This window comes from Acetobacter fabarum, from assembly GCF_011516925.1.
Classification (GTDB): Bacteria; Pseudomonadota; Alphaproteobacteria; order Acetobacterales; family Acetobacteraceae; genus Acetobacter; species Acetobacter fabarum.
Map to the genome: position 1 here is coordinate 135,115 of NZ_WOTG01000004.1, position 16,503 is coordinate 151,617.

At 60.8% G+C, this 16,503-nt stretch carries 16 protein-coding genes; 10 read left to right on the forward strand and 6 right to left on the reverse strand.

Annotated features, from left to right (window positions below; translation table 11 throughout):
- The first annotated feature begins 8 nt into the window (after positions 1–8).
- From GOB83_RS07550 to GOB83_RS07590, 9 genes are all read left to right on the forward strand, one after another.
- On the forward strand, positions 9–434 hold the full coding sequence (locus GOB83_RS07550; RefSeq protein ID WP_086646989.1) for a flagellar FliJ family protein: 426 nt from the start codon (positions 9–11) through the stop codon (positions 432–434).
- A gap of 197 nt (positions 435–631) precedes the next feature.
- A complete protein-coding gene (locus GOB83_RS07555; protein ID WP_086646990.1) occupies positions 632–1,396 on the forward strand; it encodes a hypothetical protein in 765 nt (254 codons plus the stop codon).
- A 17-nt stretch (positions 1,397–1,413) separates the two neighbouring features.
- A complete protein-coding gene (locus GOB83_RS07560; RefSeq protein WP_194301333.1) occupies positions 1,414–2,775 on the forward strand; it encodes a flagellar motor protein MotB in 1,362 nt (453 codons plus the stop codon).
- Positions 2,776–2,856: 81 nt separating this feature from the next.
- Positions 2,857–3,744, forward strand: coding sequence for a flagellar motor stator protein MotA (motA, locus tag GOB83_RS07565; protein ID WP_086646991.1), 888 nt, complete (start codon positions 2,857–2,859; stop codon positions 3,742–3,744).
- A gap of 48 nt (positions 3,745–3,792) precedes the next feature.
- The gene (locus GOB83_RS07570) at positions 3,793–5,826 is read left to right on the forward strand and encodes a hypothetical protein (protein WP_165925676.1); all 2,034 of its coding nucleotides are present in this window, start codon (positions 3,793–3,795) and stop codon (positions 5,824–5,826) included.
- A gap of 39 nt (positions 5,827–5,865) precedes the next feature.
- A complete protein-coding gene (locus GOB83_RS07575) occupies positions 5,866–6,666 on the forward strand; it encodes a flagellar hook assembly protein FlgD (RefSeq protein ID WP_086646993.1) in 801 nt (266 codons plus the stop codon).
- A gap of 317 nt (positions 6,667–6,983) precedes the next feature.
- Positions 6,984–8,417: a methyl-accepting chemotaxis protein gene (locus GOB83_RS07580; protein WP_165925677.1), complete on the forward strand. Its 1,434-nt coding sequence runs from the start codon at positions 6,984–6,986 to the stop codon at positions 8,415–8,417.
- A gap of 308 nt (positions 8,418–8,725) precedes the next feature.
- On the forward strand, positions 8,726–9,121 hold the full coding sequence (locus GOB83_RS07585) for a flagellar biosynthesis regulator FlaF (protein WP_095350002.1): 396 nt from the start codon (positions 8,726–8,728) through the stop codon (positions 9,119–9,121).
- A gap of 32 nt (positions 9,122–9,153) precedes the next feature.
- Positions 9,154–10,677, forward strand: a complete 1,524-nt coding sequence (locus GOB83_RS07590) for a protoglobin domain-containing protein (RefSeq protein ID WP_165925678.1) — start codon at positions 9,154–9,156, stop codon at positions 10,675–10,677.
- Positions 10,678–10,746: 69 nt separating this feature from the next.
- Here GOB83_RS07590 and GOB83_RS07595 read toward each other — a convergent pair whose 3' ends face one another.
- From GOB83_RS07595 to GOB83_RS07620, 6 genes are all read right to left on the reverse strand, one after another.
- A complete protein-coding gene (locus GOB83_RS07595; protein WP_095350004.1) occupies positions 10,747–12,066 on the reverse strand; it encodes a flagellar hook protein FlgE in 1,320 nt (439 codons plus the stop codon).
- Between the two features lie 223 nt (positions 12,067–12,289).
- Positions 12,290–13,411 carry an EscU/YscU/HrcU family type III secretion system export apparatus switch protein gene (locus GOB83_RS07600; RefSeq protein WP_086646998.1) on the reverse strand — a complete coding sequence of 374 codons (1,122 nt, stop codon included), beginning with the start codon at positions 13,409–13,411 and terminating at the stop codon, positions 12,290–12,292.
- Between the two features lie 12 nt (positions 13,412–13,423).
- Positions 13,424–14,275: a flagellar biosynthetic protein FliR gene (locus GOB83_RS07605; RefSeq protein ID WP_233129180.1), complete on the reverse strand. Its 852-nt coding sequence runs from the start codon at positions 14,273–14,275 to the stop codon at positions 13,424–13,426.
- Complete coding sequence (locus tag GOB83_RS07610; protein WP_086647000.1) at positions 14,262–14,537, reverse strand: flagellar biosynthetic protein FliQ; 276 nt, start codon at positions 14,535–14,537, stop codon at positions 14,262–14,264. Before GOB83_RS07610 ends, GOB83_RS07605 begins: the two co-directional genes overlap by 14 nt.
- A 10-nt stretch (positions 14,538–14,547) precedes the next feature.
- A complete protein-coding gene (locus GOB83_RS07615) occupies positions 14,548–14,886 on the reverse strand; it encodes a flagellar hook-basal body complex protein FliE (RefSeq protein WP_086647001.1) in 339 nt (112 codons plus the stop codon).
- Between the two features lie 133 nt (positions 14,887–15,019).
- Positions 15,020–15,817, reverse strand: a complete 798-nt coding sequence (locus GOB83_RS07620) for a response regulator transcription factor (protein ID WP_086647002.1) — start codon at positions 15,815–15,817, stop codon at positions 15,020–15,022.
- A 276-nt stretch (positions 15,818–16,093) separates the two neighbouring features.
- On the opposite strand from GOB83_RS07620, the gene GOB83_RS07625 reads away from it, so the two are divergent.
- Complete coding sequence (locus GOB83_RS07625; protein ID WP_086647003.1) at positions 16,094–16,342, forward strand: hypothetical protein; 249 nt, start codon at positions 16,094–16,096, stop codon at positions 16,340–16,342.
- Positions 16,343–16,503: the final 161 nt, after the last annotated feature.

The following is a 16,503-nucleotide window of genomic DNA, read 5'->3' on the forward strand; positions in this document are numbered from 1 at the left end:
GATCCCGCATGAGCAGCGCGCGAATCCGCTCCCTGCACGCGCTTATCCGCGTGCGCAAGAAGGAGGTGGACGAGGCCCGCGCAGGCATGGCCCGTGCGCTGGCGGCCGAAAGTGCGGCTCTGGCCGACCTGGAGCGGCAGTTGACCCAGATTGAAGTGGAGCGGGATGAGGCCGAGGGCGATGCCGGGCGTGAGTCCTTCCGCCTGTGGCTGCCCATAGCGCAGGAAAACGTGGCACGGGCCGAGCAGGTTGTGCTCAGGACACGTAACGATTCCATGCGGGTGCGTGAGGAGCTGATTCAGGCCAACGCTGCATTCAAGGCCGCGCAGACCCTGCTGGAGAAGCGGGAGGAGGAAGAGCGCGTTCTGCTGGCCCGGCGCGAACAGGCGGAGCTGGACGATCTGGCCCGGCGTGCCCGCCCGTTTTTTCTGTAAGTTCAGGCAAGGTCCATTGTTTGGCGGCCATAAACGCCAAAGCCATGAAAAAACGATGGCAATTGGCTCTTTTCTTATGTTTGATCCTTGAGAAAGCGGAGTGCGCCCGCTATCGCTTACAGATCATAAGGGGCTGACAGTGATCGTGTACCATGCGACCCGTTTCTCCCCACACTCGTGAGTGATTAGGAAAACGTATGCAACAGACAGAGCTGCAACCCGCAAAGATTTTTATTGCGACCCCGTGCTTTGGCGGGATGGTTACGCAGGAGTATATGGAATCCATCATTGCTTGCGCCGGTGTGCTTCAGGTTCCCATGACCCTGTCCCTGCTGGGGGACGATGCCATGATCAGCCGTGCACGCAATACCCTGATGCACAAGTTCCTCACTCTGTCTGACGCAACACACCTTCTGTTCATTGATGCCGATATTGGTTTCCCGGCCGAAGCACCAGCCCGCCTGCTGGCGGCTGGCAAGGATGTCGTGGCCGGGGCCTACCCGATTCGTCAGTATTTCTGGGACAAGACCACGCAGGAAAACATGCTCCATGGCGAACCGCAGGATACCGCATCCCTGCGCTATGTGGGCGAGACCGAGGCCATGCACCAGCAGATTGAAAAAGGCCCGATGGTTAAAACGCATTACGCGGGTACGGGTTTCATGCTGATCAGCCGTGGTGCGCTTGAGCGGATGGTCAAGGCTTACCCCGAGACAGCCTACACCCGCATAGACGCCGCCAACGGCGAAACAGGCAGCACCGCCTACGCCCTGTTTGATGGCAGCATCGACCCCGAAACCGGAACCTACCAGAGCGAGGACTTCACCTTCTGCCGCCGCTGGCGCGAAATTGGGGGCGAAGTCTGGCTGGATACATCCATCAATCTGACACATGCAGGCCGCGCCGCGTTCCACGGCAAGCCGGGCTGCCGTGTTGGCATGGTTCACCACAAGGGCGCCTAAGGTCGCAATAGCACCACATGCCAGATAACAAAAAACGGCCCGTTATTATCAAACGTGTGTCCGATTCCGGCGAACATGGCCACCACGGTGGCGCATGGAAGATTGCGTACGCCGACTTCATGACGGCCATGATGGCCTTCTTTCTGGTCATGTGGCTGCTGAATGCGACAACAGAGGAGCAGCGTAAGGGTATTGCGCAGTTCTTTAACCCCATGGCGGAAAAAGACACCCGCCTTGGCTCCTCCAACGGTATGCTCGAAACATCGCCTTCTCCCCTGACTGCAGGGACCACCCTGCGCAAGGTCAAGGATGGGGATGCCCCGGAGGATGACGGTGGCGAGCAGCCCGGTGCGAGGGATGCCCCCCGTCGTTCGGAAGAAGGCGGCTCCCCCGATAATATTACCCGTGGGCTCAAAGCGCACCTGACCCCCGCATCCCCCGCCATTATTCCCGTTGGCGGGCCGGAAAGTGGGGGCGGTAAAAGCATAGGCACCGTTGGCGTGGATAACCCCGTGGCTGCTGCGGCCGAGCAGTCCAAGATCGACAACATGGTGCAGGGGCTTGAACAGTCCGTGGCGCAGAACCCCGATACGCAGGACGCGGCCAAGAACATGACCGTCTCCTTCGGGCGGGATGATATTCGCATTGAACTGCGCGACGCCAACAACACCCCCATGTTCGACACGGCTTCCGCCACCCCCAATGCTGCCGGGCGCAAGATGCTGGAGCAGATTGGCGCGTGGCTGGCCCCCATGCCGGAGCAGCTCTCCATTGTGGGGTACACGGATGCGGATCAGTACCGCACCACCAAGCATGGTACGGGTATGTCCAACTGGACCCTGTCCGCCCAGCGGGCCGATGGCGCGCGGGAGGTGCTGGTCAAGGCAGGGTACCCGGACCGTAATATTCTAAGCGTATCCGGTCGTGCAGACCGGGACCTGGCTTTGCCGGCAGACCCCGGCTCCGCCGCCAACCGGCGCGTGGTGCTTATTCTGCACCGCCGCTTTGTTAATCCGGGGGCCGATGGCGGGGCGATTGTACCGCTACCCGCTGGTGGTGCCGCGCCCGCAGCGCAGCCCCCCGCCGGGCAGGCTGACCAGCCTGCAACCCCGCCAGCGGCCCCGGCAGGGAATGCGCCCTCCGCCCCGGCTGGAGGGCAGGCTCCCGCTACGGCCCCCGCAGCACAGGCTCCGGCAACTCCGGCGCCGGCGGCAGCACCAGCCGCACCAGCCCCCGCCACGCCCGCCGTGCGGCGTAACCGGGGTGTGCGGGTGCGTAGCGTAACACGGCCCAGAGCGCCGCAGGGCCAGCCGGCCCAGCCGCCAGTGGACCAGCCTTTTCAACCCTCGCAGGATACGTGGACACCCGCGCCGCAGTAACCCGCCCGTAACACGATGATGACCGTGCCGCAGGCAATGTGTGCCCGCCTGGTGCAAGTAGATGGAAGTGGAGACCGTTAAATGCTGTTCATCGGGGGGCTCATTTTTGCGCTGCTCTGCGTATTTGGTTCGTTTGTGGCATCCGGGGGGGCACTTGCACCCCTTATCATGTCCATGCCGTTCGAACTGCTGACCATTCTTGGGGCCGCGGTGGGTATTTTTGTCATGTCCAACTCCAAGGACGTGCTCAAGGAGTTCCCGCATTACCTGCGCCGGACCATCAAAGGGCCACGTTACAACAAGGCGGCCTATACGGAGCTGCTGGTCACGCTATTCCGCTTTATGCGGCTGGCGCAGGCCAAGGGCAACATGGCGCTTGAAGAACATATTGAAAACCCGAACGACAGCAGCATTTTTGCCCTCTCCCCCAATGTGCGGGACGATGTGCCAACCCGTGCGCTGATCTGCGATTACCTGCGTCTGGTCAGCCTGAACATGGATGACGCCTACCAGCTTGATGAAGTCATGGCGCGTGAGCTCAAAAAGAACCTGAGCGAAGAGCTGCATACTTCCGAAAGCCTGCAAAGCATTGCAGACGCCCTGCCAGCCCTTGGCATTGTGGCCGCCGTGCTCGGGGTTATCAAAACCATGGCCTCGATCAGCAAGCCGCCGGTCATTCTGGGTGAGATGATTGCAGGTGCTCTTGTCGGGACCTTTCTCGGGGTGCTTTTGTCTTATGGCGTTGTGGCCCCACTTTCGTCTAGAATGCGCGATGTGGTCACGCAGGACGCACGGTACCAGGACCTGATCCGCACGGTATTTGTGGCGCATCTGCAAGGCAACCCGCCGCAGATCTGCGCGGAAATCGGGCGTAAGGACATACCCCATGCGTTTATGCCAACCTTTGCCGAGCTGGATTCTGCCTTGTCCGAGGCCAGCAACCCCGGCGCCGCCGCAGCGGCGGCCTGAGCGTAAGGGAATGTTGGCGGCGCATCCGCTGGCGGGAGGGAGCAAGTAATGGGTATTAAATCTACAAGTGGGTCCAACCTGAGCGAAAACGCACAGGAAGCACCACTCTCCTCCCTGCTGGCTGCCATTGCGTCGCGCAGCACCACGGCTGTTGCCTCCAGCCCCTCCGGGCAGAACAGTGGTTTTGCGGCGGTGCTCAAAAGCATGTCCGCCCCAGCCACGACCACGCAGGCGCGTGCGACCACCACACAGCCCGACAACAGCAGCGCGCAGCAGGCGGACCCGGACCAGACCGACACCACAGCAGACAACACCGCCAGCCAGAGCAGCGCCACGCCCGCCCAGTCCGGCGCGCATACGGCGGCGGATGCAAAACACACCACAGCCAGTGCAAAGGCTGGTAAGGCCAGCGCCAGCAAGGCCGCAGCAACCACCCAGACCCAGAGCACCAAAGCCCAGAAAAGCCAGTCCGGCAGCAATGATGCCGATACAACGGCTGCGGCAGACAGCACGGCCGATACCGCCAGTGCCACCACAGCGGATGCCGGGCAAAGCGGGCAGAGCACAACGGTCTGGAGCATGGCGGAAATGCTGCTGCAAATGGCCATGCAGGGTGCTGCCACCGCGCAGGATACAGCCCAGAGCGTTGCCGGAGCACAGGCCGGGGCCGACACCACAACAGGGACCGACGCCACGCAGGGGGATGCCGCACAGGTTGCCACCACACTGGCCGCATCCATACAGGCCAGCACCGGGCAGGATACCGGCGCACTCGCCCCGGCAAGCGTGTTGCAGGGGGCGGTTCAGGCCGCGGCAGATGCATTTGGGGGGCTGGGCCTGTCCACCGTTGCCGGGCAGAGCGGTTCTGTCTCCCTGACTGCGGGGCTGAGTGGCCTGCCCATGGGGCTTGCCTCTGCCGTGGCGCAGCCGAGCACCAGTGTTGCCGGTGCCGGGTTTGCCAGCCTGTCCGCCCTGGGCAGCGCGCAGGCCGTACCAGTGACGCAGGCCACGTTGGCCCAGAGCGTTACCGCCAGTGCCGCTGCAAGCGGGGTTATGGGCGCAGGCAGTAATGGTGTGCATGCCAATGCGGCGTCCCTTACTGCGGCTACGGGTGCCGCCAGTCAGGCTGCCAGTGTGCAGGCCACAGCCACCGGAGCAGCTACGGATACCGCCCAGCAGGTGGCGTTAACGCTCCAGCAGGTTGCCGCAGCGGTGAGCAACGTGAGCGTAACCCAGACCGCAGGGCAGAGCACACAGGCGCAGGATAGTGTTACCGGGCTTTCCCTTACGGCTGATGCAACCGGTGGTCTGGCCTCTGGGGCCACGACAGCCATGGTGGCACTGGGCAGCACTGTGCAGGAGGCCACGGGCCAGAACCAATCCGGTTTTTCCGACCAGTCCGGCACAGGAGCTGAGGCGGAAGGGCAGGCCCTGCTGGCCGATGGTGCCGCTACCACCAGTACGCTGGCGCAGGAGGCCGCACAGGGGGCTTCCAGCTTTGCCTCTACGCTGGGTTCGGCGCTGGATAGCGGGCGTACCGCACAGGCCACCCCCGCGCAGGCGACAGCCACCCCCACCACCACGACGGCGGAAGATGGTACGGCCACGGGCCTGTTCTCCCTCGCCAGTGCGGATACGGGTGTGTCCATGACGGTCATGACCGCCGATTCCACCCCCGTTCATGTGCGTGTGCAGGGGAGTGATGGCGTGACCACCGGCGTTGTGCTGCAAAGCGAGGATGCCGCAACCGCGCACCATCTGGCCAACACCCGGCACGAGCTTGTTGCAGCATTGGATGCGGCGGGTGTAAACGTAGGGCAGATCAAGATTGATGTTGTGAGTGCGAGCGACACCAGCAACAATGCCAGCCAGCAGGATAATGGCAGTGCCGCAGGCGGCGCTTTTGGTGGGGCGGATACCAGCGCGGGGCAGGGTGGCAACCAGTCTTCGGGCGGGAATGCCTGGACCAGCAGCGCCCTGCCAGCCACCCAGGGTCTGGCGGCGGAGCAGGCGCAGGTGGGGGGGGCAGATGCCACCACCACGCGCACGTATGATGGACGTGGGGTTAACATTACCGCCTGACCCGGGCGCTTTACAGGCAGACAGGAAGGAAGCGGGCACATGTCCACGACATCACTGACAACCAACGAGTACAACCTGCTTTCGGCCGCGGAATCGACGGCAAAAAGCTCGGCGGCCACGTCTGGCTCGTCGTCTTCATCCTCGTCTTCCACGTCGAGCACGGCTGCGCTGTCTTCGCTTGCCAATAACTACACCACGTTCCTGACCCTGCTGACCACGCAGCTCCAGCATCAGGACCCCAGCAGCCCCATGAGCTCGGACTCGTTTACCAGCGAGCTGGTGCAGTTTGCCGGGGTGGAACAGCAGGTGCAGACCAACTCCAAGCTTTCCTCGCTCATTTCCCTGAACGAGAGCGGGCAGCTGAGTGCGGATAGCGCCCTTGTGGGTTCGCAGGCAACGGCCAACAGCACCACCCTGCCGTTGCAGAACAGCTCGGCCACCCTCAACTACAAAGGCAGCTCGGGGCAGACCGTGGCCATTGCCGTGTCCAATTCGGCGGGGACCATTGTCAAGGACGATCTGGTTACCGCCAGCAGCGGCACCAATACCTGGACATGGGACGGCACGGACAACAACGGCAACAAGCTGTCCGACGGCGCTTACAGCGTTGCGGTCAAGACCATGGATTCCTCGGGCAATACGTCCGATGTGTCCTTTACTGTTACGGGTACCATTACCGGTATCCAGACCGGTACCAACGACATGGAAGTGCAGATGGGTGGGGCGACAATCCCCATGAGCCAGCTTGTCAACGTGTCCAGCACGTCCAAGTCTTCTTCTTCCTCATCGTCCTCTTCCTCGTCCGATACGGACACGGATACGTCCTCAACCGGGTCGTAAGGCATGCAGGGGTGTGACAGTGCCACACCCCTTTTTTTTCTCCCCCACTGCGCCAGAGCGGATGATGCCGGGGAGTATATGTTTTTTTTAAAGCCCCAAAATTGGCCAGCCCAAGCGTTAAGGTGGGCGGTTTTCTACACATGTTAGAATAAATCTGACATATGTCTTAACATTAAATTGACGAACCGGGGGTAAAACCGGCTATGCCTTGCGCTGATAACTGGCATTAAGGCGGAAAAATTATGTTGGCCTGGTTTACCGAAAAAGCGCCCTTGAGGCGGAAAATTTCCATCGTCATGGCCTGTTTGCAAGCCTACATGATTTTACAGATCCTGATGCAGCTTGTCAGTTCCGAACTGGATCTGCCGCTGGCTGTGCAGCGTTATCTGGGGTTGGGTGGTTTTGCTGTCAGTTCCCTTATGGTGTTTCTGGCCCGCTGGGTGCTTATCAGCCGCGTCGCTGTGCCGTTTGAGACCATTACAGCCCTGACCGAGCGCATTGCCGCAGGCAAGCTGGATGAAAAAATCCCGTATGTTGACTGGTCGGACTGTGCCGGGCGGCTTGCCAAGGCGCTAACCACCTTCCGCAGCGCGTTGATCAAGCAGCTTGACTTGCAGAAAATCGCACAGGAAAGTGCCGCCGAACAGCAGCGCCTGAGCGAGCTGGCTCAACAGCGTGCCGTAGACCAGAACGGCATGATTGTGGAACTGGGCAAGGGGCTGCGCACACTGGCCGACCGTAATCTGGCCTTCCAGTTTACATCCCCCTTTGCCTCGGAGTTTGACGCTCTGCGGCGCGACTTTAACGAGGCTGTGTCCTCCCTGTCCGAAGCCATGGGCGAAGTGGCTGCGGCCTCTGCCCTTATTCAGGGCGGGTCGATGGAAATTGCAGAAGCCTCGCAGGATTTTGCCCAGCGGACCGAGCGGCAGGCAGCGGCCATGGGCCAGATGGCGGCCTCTGTGACCAACGTTAAAAACGGTGTGGATGATCAGGCCGAAGCCGCGCAGGAAGCGCGCGATGCGGCACAGAGTGCCCATGCCGCCGTGCAGCGTTCCACCAAGGTCATGCTGTCGGCCATGTCCGCCATTCAGGAAATTGCAACCTCGTCGGCCAAAATGTCCGCCATTATCGGGATTATTGACGACATTGCCTTCCAGACCAATCTGCTGGCCCTTAACGCAGGGGTGGAAGCTGCCCGCGCGGGTGATGCAGGGCGTGGGTTTGCCGTGGTTGCGACCGAAATCCGGGCGCTGGCACAGCGTTCTTCCACTTCCTCGCGCGATATTCGCAGCCTGATCGAGATTTCCACCCGGCAGGTGACCGAGGGTGTGCGCCTTGTGGAACAGACCGACAAGGAACTCAGGCTGGTGGCCGGGCAGGTGGAAGCCATTACCAGCCATGTGGGCAACATTGCCAGTGTGGCCCGCGAGCAGGTGGGTAGCCTGGGCGAGGTCAACACCGCCGCAACCCATATTGACGCCACAACCCAGCAGAACGCCGCCATGGTGGAACAGACCGCAGCGGCTGCCCATAATCTCAAGACCGAGGCTGCTAATCTGGTCAATGTGGTGGGCCACTTTACCCTGCCCGGTTCTGGCCCCGCACTGGCCGGGCCGGATGGGGGTTCGGCTCGTCCGGCACTGGCCAACCCGGCCAGCACGCCCCGCCGCCCGGCAGCCCTTGGCGCAGGCAAGCCTGCTGCCCCGCGCCAGCTGGAAAGCAGCATGGCCGGTGGCTGGTCAGACTTCTAGGTTCCCTGACCCGCCCTTTATGGGCGGGGATGCGCGTAAAGCAGAGGCCGGGTGCATGTGCGCCCGGCCTTTTTGCTGTGTGCTTCAGGCATGCTCACGCGAGTGTGTTGGAAACTGGTGCTTGAATAGGCGGGGAATCGATAAAAAATATAGGAAATTTTTATAAATACCTGCCAACACTAGGCGTGTGGGTTCCGTTAGGTTGCTCTGGTCACGCTCTAACGCCGGGTGTAGAATGAATGACACACACACGTTGCTGGTTTTTGCCCCTGCGGGCCGGAAACAGCCGATAAAAATATGGTGCAATCATGATCCATCCCGCAATGCGCGCCTACCAGAATGTGGCAGGGTATTCCCTGACGGACCGACAGGCCGATGCGACCTGCTTCAGACTGCTGATAGAAGAGTTGGAAACGGCATCCGCCAGTTCTGACCCCTCTGTTCGGCTGAAGGCCCTGACCAAAAACCAGCGTTTGTGGTCCATGATCATGAAGGCGAATTCGCTGGATGCAGGGGCCACCAATTATGAAGACAGGGAACTGTTTGTAAGGCTTGCCTCTCAGGCGCAGCGTTATGGCATCCGTGCCATTCTTGATACCAATCTGTCCCTCGCTCCCTTGGTCGGGATTGCAGAAACCGTTCTGGAAGGCTTGGAAACATCCGCAGGTTCCGGACAGGAGTTCGATACCGACGCCATGCTCTGAACGGTCGAGGGGCCAAAAAAGGTGGCTCGACTATGGAAAATTCGGACGCGCGGGCTGGCCATTGGCAGCCTGCCTCAATAGCGGACAGACTGTCTTTTATGGGCATAGAGCGGCGCGAGCGGGATACGCTGGCCAGTATGCGCCCCGATATGGCCGAGATTTTGGACGAGAGTCTGTCCGAATTTTATCAACGTGTGCATGATGTACCAGAACTGGCCCGGTTCTTCCCGACCGAGGCCACGACGTCCAAAGCCCGCTCCCTGCAACAGATGCACTGGGAGACCATTCTATCGGGCAAGTTCGGGCCGGATTATGTAAGTGACGTCACCCGGATCGGCCACGCCCATGCCCGCATAGGGCTGGAACCACGGTGGTATATTGATGGCTATGCCGTGCTGCTGGATGCCATCTGCCGCCGCCTGATTAAGCAGGGGGTGCGTGGCGGGCGGCGTTTCTCCCTTGGCCGTGCGGCGGTTGAAGCCGAAATGGGCGAAAAGCTGGGCCAGCAGATCGGGGCTATTCTCAAGGCCGCGTTCCTGGACATGGATCTGGTGATTTCCACCTACCTTGCACGGCTGGAGGAGGAACGGCAGAAAGCCGCATCCGAACGCTCGGCACTGGAACAGATTGCCCAGGCGCTGGAACGCGTGGCCGAAGGGGATTTGAGTGCTACACTGGCGCGGGATGTAGCAGAGCGCTCCCCTGTGCTGGCAGCCGCCTTTGCCAAGCTCAAAACCGGCCTGAATGATGTTGTCTCCGATATTCGTGAGGTTTCTACGCAGGTGGAGGATGCAGCCTCCTCCATCAGCCAGAGCAATGCCCGTATCCTTAGCCAGAACGAGGCGCAGGTTGGCTCCATCCACCGGCTGACCAACGCCACCGCTACGCTGGAAGCCTCGCTGGATGATGTATCGGGGCAGACGGTGGCCGCCGAACAGGCGGCACGCAAATGTGTGGATGCCGCAGCGCGTGGCAACACCAACATGAATGATGTACGCGCCACCATGGCGGATATTCAAACCGCATGGAAAACCATATCCGATCTGGTTGGTTCCATTCAGAACATTGCGGCCCAGACCAACTTTCTGGCCCTTAATGCCAATGTGGAGGCCACGCGGGCCGGGGCCATGGGGCGTGGTTTTTCGGTAGTGGCCATGGCCATCCGGGACCTGTCGGTTAAAACATCCCATGCAGCCCGCCAGATTGCGGCCAGCGCGCAAAAGAACGAAGCCGTGATCCGTAGCGGAGCGGAGGCGGTTAACCAGATGGTGGAGGACCTGTCCGATATAGGGGCAGGCATTGCAGTGGTGAACAATGCCATTTCCAAGATTAACAAGGAAATGGGCGGTCAGCAGCAAAGCGTTAAGGGCACACACCGCGAGGCCGCCGCCTTGCGTGACCTGACGGAAAAAACATCGGCCATGAGCGAAAATGCCTCTGCCGACTGCCAGGACCTGAGCCAGCGCTCGGCCAGAATGGTGGATCTGGTGAGCAACTTTGTGCTCTCCGATTACGGGCAGGGTTACGCGGATGATTACCCGATAGCCGCTGAATAGGCGGGCATAAAAAAACCGGCCTGCTTTGGGGCAGGCCGGTGCAAAAGCGCTTTGGGTTAAAAAAGTGGCTTACTGCTTCATGGCAATGGTGGCCTGTAGCAGCTGGTCTGCCGTGGTCACGATTTTGGTGTTGGCGGTGTAAGCTTCCTGCGCAACGATCAGGGCAGACAGGTCGCTTGTCAGGTCAGTGGTGGAAGATTCCACATAGCCGACTGTCAGGGAGCCTGTAGCGTTTTCACCCACCAGCCCGGTTTTGGCGCTGCCTGATGCGGCGGTGGCTGTGTAAGCCTGACCATCCTGCGCCAGCAGGCCGTTGACGTTGGCAAAGTTGCTGAGTGCGACCTTGCCGATCAGCTGCGTGTCCCCGTTGTCGAACGTCGCCATCACAGAGCCATCGCTTTCAATGCTGGCGCTCTGGTACGTACCGGAGGTCACGCTGTCGCTAACGGCTTTGGGGGTTGTGGAAGAGGTGCTGAGGGACATGCCGCTCGTGCCACCAATGGTGCCGATGTTGACGTTCACGTTCTGCGTGTTGCCATCGGGGTAGGTGATGGAGATCGGCAGGTTGGCGGCAGCCCCGTTCAGGGTGGAGGTCACGTTGTTGCCGGAGCTGTCGGTCACGGATTTCAGCGAACCATCGGTGTTGAAGTCCACCGTGTAGGCCGTTGTTGGTGTAACAGACATACCCGTGGTGCTGGACGAGGCCTGCACAGTCCACTCGGTGGCGGAGGACTGCGTCCACGTCAGGGTGACATCCCCGGTGTTGTCCTTGGGTTTGGCCTGATTATAGGTGCCATCGTAAACAGTGGTGTTTGTTGTAACCGCACTTGCACCAGTAACGGAGGACAGGGTGCCCGTTGCCGTAACTGTTGTGGTCTGTGTGGGCCGGAAGGTTACGTTGGCAACGTTGATCTGGGTTACACTGGATGTGTCCAGCGCGCCGGTCGTGGCGTCCACCATATAGCCATCAAGGTAGTAGCCGCTGGTGTTTTCGAGGTACCCGTCCTTGTCTTCATAGAATTCACCGTTGCGGGTGTAATACTGTTCAGAAGCAAAGTCGGCACCAGCCGAAGTGACCGCACCGGTCTTTTTGGAGACGTTGAACAGCCCGTTGCCCGAGATGGACATGGCCAGCCCGTCCGTGCTGGAGGAGGCGGTGCCCTGGGAGTTGACGTGCTGCACGGTTACGGCGGCCACGGAGTTGGCCACACCCTGTGCGAACGAGCCGGAGGTGGAGCCTGCGCCGGCCACAAAGTCCTGGAACGCGGTGGTGTCGGCCTTGTAGCCAACCGTCTGGCTGTTGGCGATGTTGTTGCTGAGGTTGGTAAACGCGGTGGACTGAGCGTTAATCCCGCTGACAGCCGTGGTAAGGGAGTTAAAAATAGACATGTGTCGTCCCTGCCTTGTGGATGCGCAGTTTTCTTACGCTGGCTGTCTGTGCCGTTCTGGGGCACGCGCATCAGCCACGGGGTTAATGGCGAACAGACTCAAGGGGCTTAAACCCGCCCCACCATTATGGCCTGCGCCTAAGTTACCCAACTGAGTAGCATGTAGGGCGTGGAACGCAAGTTTTTCCTGCATGAAAGAACTGTAAACCGCCGTTTTCGGGCGTTTAGCGCCGGAGCCGTGGCGCTTGTTGCGGGGGCTGCTGCACGGGGGGAGGGGCCGCGCGCGCGCCGGGGGTCTTGAGCTTCATGACATAGGCAATAATGGCGGCTACAGGCTGGAAGTATTCGGCCGGAATTTCCGAATCCAGCGGCAGGGTGTACAGCGCGCGCGCCAGGGGCGGGTTGGGCACAATGGGTACGCGCGCTTCTTCCGCTGCCTCACGCATACGCGCGGCCAGTTCATCCGTCCCTTTGGCAACAATTTTGGGCGCGCTGTTTATCCCGTTTTCATATTGCAGGGCCACGGCGTAGTGGGTCGGGTTGGTAATGACCACGGTGGCCTCGTCCCTGACCGCCTGCACCATGCGGCGGCGGCGGCGCATGCGTATCTGCCGCTGGCGGGCCTTTACTTTGGGGTCCCCGTCCATTTCCTTGGTTTCGTCTTTGATTTCCTGAAAACTCATGCGCAGTTTCTGCAGCCGGTTCCAGCGTGTCCACACGTCATCGAGCACGGCAATAACGGCCTGCACCACCAGCACCACCAGTGTTGCGTACACAAACCACGAGACAAGTTCGTGCGTAAGGTGCAGCACACTCCACCGTTCGGAAACGGGGGCCACGCGCAGGGTTTCCTTGGCGACCCCAAACAGGACGCAGCCAAACACCACCAGCTTGATAAGGCTTTTGGCGGTTTCTACCAGATTGTTCTTGCTGAACAGGCGCGAGATCCCCTTGGCGGGGGACAGGCGCGTAATGTCGGGCATAATGGCCTTGGGGCGGAACAGGAACCCGCTCTGGACCACGCCAAAGGCCAGTGTAACCAACACCCCCGTACCCACCAGAGGGGCCGCCAGCCAGACCCCCTCCAGCGATGCCTGAACGGAGGCGCGGTAGAGGGAGGCACGGTCGAAGGGAATACTGTCAAAATGGGCCATGAGCCCATACATGTGCTTGGTAAAGCGGTAAGCAGACAGGCCGGTGCTGGTGGTAAAAACAATCAGGAAGCCGCTCAGGATAATCAGGAGCTGCACCTCGCGCGACTGGGCAATATTGCCTTCCTCACGCGCGGTTTCCAGCCGTTTTCCGGTTGGGGCTTGGCTCTTTTCGCCTGAACTGTCGTCGGCCATGCGCGCTCGCTCCTAGTGGTGCGCGGGGGTGGCGCCAATACCGGGCAGGCCCAGCAGCATGTCGCCCGCACGCTCCTGCCATACACCACTCATGACCTGAATAAGAATGGCCAGCAGCAGCACGCCGCCCAGCAACTGGGCAGGCATGGCCATGGAATAGACCTGAATGGACGGCATAAGCCGGTTGAGCACCCCCAGCATGGCAGGCCACAGGGTGCCGATCAGCACAAAAGGGGCCGAAAGCTGGAAGGCCAGCATAAAGGTCTGGGACGTAACCTGCGTTACGCTGCGCGCCATATCCCCCACCATGGGAACATGGCCGGGAGGGAACACGCTGTAGGAGCCGGTAATGGCAGCCAGCGGCAGCGCATACAGCCCCGTGGACAGAAAAATAACCGGTACCAGAAAAGAGGCCATATGGCTGATGGCAGTACTGCCGGCACCCAGGTCCGGGTCGGGCTGGAGCACGCTGGCAAGGCCGGTAAAAATGGCCACGAACTGCATGGAAATACCCAGTGCAAGCGAGATCAGCCGCGCCAGCCAGCCAATAAAAATACCGTAAAGCAGTTCGCCCGCAATAATGGCAATGGCGCGGGCTGGCATGTGCAGCGCCTGCCCCGACACGTCCTTGAGTGCGTTCTGCTCAAGCGGCAGAATGGCAACGGTAATGCACAGGGCAATCCCTGCGCGGACCACCATGGGGGATGTGCTCTCCCCCAGACCGGGGGAGGCCATGACCAGCGCGCTCACCCGGCACAGCACCAGCAGGAACGTGGCGGCCAGCACCTGAATGGACCCGCCGGGGAACAGCAGGTAGTCGGTCATGCCCACGGGGTGGTGTGGGGGCCGGTCATGACCCGCCAACCATAATGACCTGGTCAAAAATGGTGCGGGCATAGGTGTTCAGGGTCGCGGCCATGTAGGAGCCGGTCAGCAGCAGGGCGGCCATGGCAGCCACAAACTTGGGCACGAAGGAGAGCGTGGCTTCGCTCACCTGTGTCATGGCCTGAAAGAGCGATACCAGAACACCCGCCACCAGCGAGGCCAGCAGGGAGGGTGCCCCCAGCTTGACCGCCACAAACAGTGTCTGGCGCAGAATGTCGTGGATATCGACCGTGTTATGCATGCGATGGGTCTTAGATCGACATTTTCATGACGTCCTGGTAGGCCTGCACCATACGGTCGCGCACGGTGGTTACGGTTTGCAGGGTCAGTTTGGCTTCTTCGACCGAGGTGGCGATATCGCTCATGTTGCCCTTGCCGGACAGGCCGGTTGCCGTCTGGGTTTCTGCCGTTTTGCCGGTCTGGATGGCGCCTTTGAGGGCGTTGTCCAGCGCGGACGTAAAGCCGGAAACAATATCGGCCCCTCCGGTGGAACCCGTGCCCTGCCCATCCGTTGTGGACTGCATGCTCTTCTGGGTCTGTCCGTAGGCGTTGAGCGCGTCGAGGCTGCGTGTGGTGATATCGCTGGTCATTGTGGCCCTGTCTGGCGCGGAGGGGGCATGCCGCCTGCCGCCATGAGAGTGGTCTGGAACGTGGGGCTACTGTAATCCATTTGGCCCCTGCAAGGCCAGTGGCTTTTACGCCTGCCCGCCCAATCTTTGCGGATTACAGCACGTCCATTTTGGTGGCGGGGGAAATTACGTTAATGCCCCGCGTAACCGGCAGACTTGTCTCGCGCGAGGCGGGGGTGGCGCTGTGCGTGCTCATGCGCGCACCAAGGGGGATGAACGCCTGCTCGTTCAGCCTGTAGCCAATGCCCCACTGGGTTATAAATGGGTCGATAATACCAAAATCGCGCAGTTTCTTGCGGATTTTGCACACCATTACATCAATGATCTTGGCGTGTGGTTCTTCTTGCCCGGCATACAGGTTGTCCAGCAGGGCTTCCTTGCTGAGCACCTGTGTCTTGCGCAGGGTCAGCAGTTCCACCACGTCGTACTCACGCGGGGTTAAGGGGAGCGGGCGGTCATCTATCAGGACCTGCCTGCGGTCCACGTTGACCACCATACGGCCGACATGCAGGCTCAGGCTGTCATGCCCGCCGGTGCGGCGCACAATGGCGCGCAGGCGGGCAAGCAGCTCCACCGGCTCTATGGCGGCACTGACGCAGTCATCCGCACCAATGGACAGGGTTTCCGCCACTTCCTGCGGGGTGGACGTGCGCACGATCATGATAATCGGGGTGGGAATGCGGGAATTGCGGATATGCCGCAGCAGGCGCGTATCGGGCCGGGCCTGCTGGATAACCGCAATATCGTACTGCGAGCGGCGCAGGGTTTCCACCACCCCTTCCGGACCGGACATGGTCAGGGACAGCGCCCCCTCCACTGCGGCTTCCGCCAGGCCACGGTATGGGCGGATATCCCCCTGGGTTGAGGTGTCTCCGATACACAACAGGCGCATGTTTTTTTCCGTCTATCGGTTCTGTCGAATGCGTGTGCTTGATGCCGCAGGGAACTGCGGTGGACCAGCCCTGTCCGGCAGGCCGATGCACGGTGCTGGTCGGGTATTTGGGGTGCATTGGGGGCTGCGCAAGGGCAGACTCCAAAAAACACCTTGGCTAAGGCATGGCCATCCCATAATCTGAGCGCAAGATTTTTTCTTCCGGTTTGCATGCGGCGCTGCGGTGCGGCATACCGGCTTTGTGTTTCCTGTAAGCCCTGAAGAGGTTCCATACACATGGCAGATACCACGGTTGCCGCCCAGCTTGCCTCCAGCATGCGTACGGCTACGGCCAACATGGCTCAGGCGGCTCACCGCTCGGTCCAGCCCGAGCATATTGCCTCCAGCGCGCTCAAGGTTGCGTCCACCGGCCAGGACGGCTCTTCCTCCTCCATGCAGTTTGATGCCACGGGGCAGGTTGTGCCTTCAGGCAATACGCACAACAAGCATTCCGGTTCGGCAAGCTTCATCAACCTTCTGGCCTGATTGCGCATCGGGCCGGGTCTGCCCCGGCCCCATTGGGCAACAGGCCGGGACAGGGTCCTTATTTAACGCATGATGCTTCAGGGTATTGATGAGTGCGCAGCAGCGGCAGTGTCCGTTCTGGTCCTGCATGGCTGAGGGGTTCGTGTTTACTGCTCTGGCAG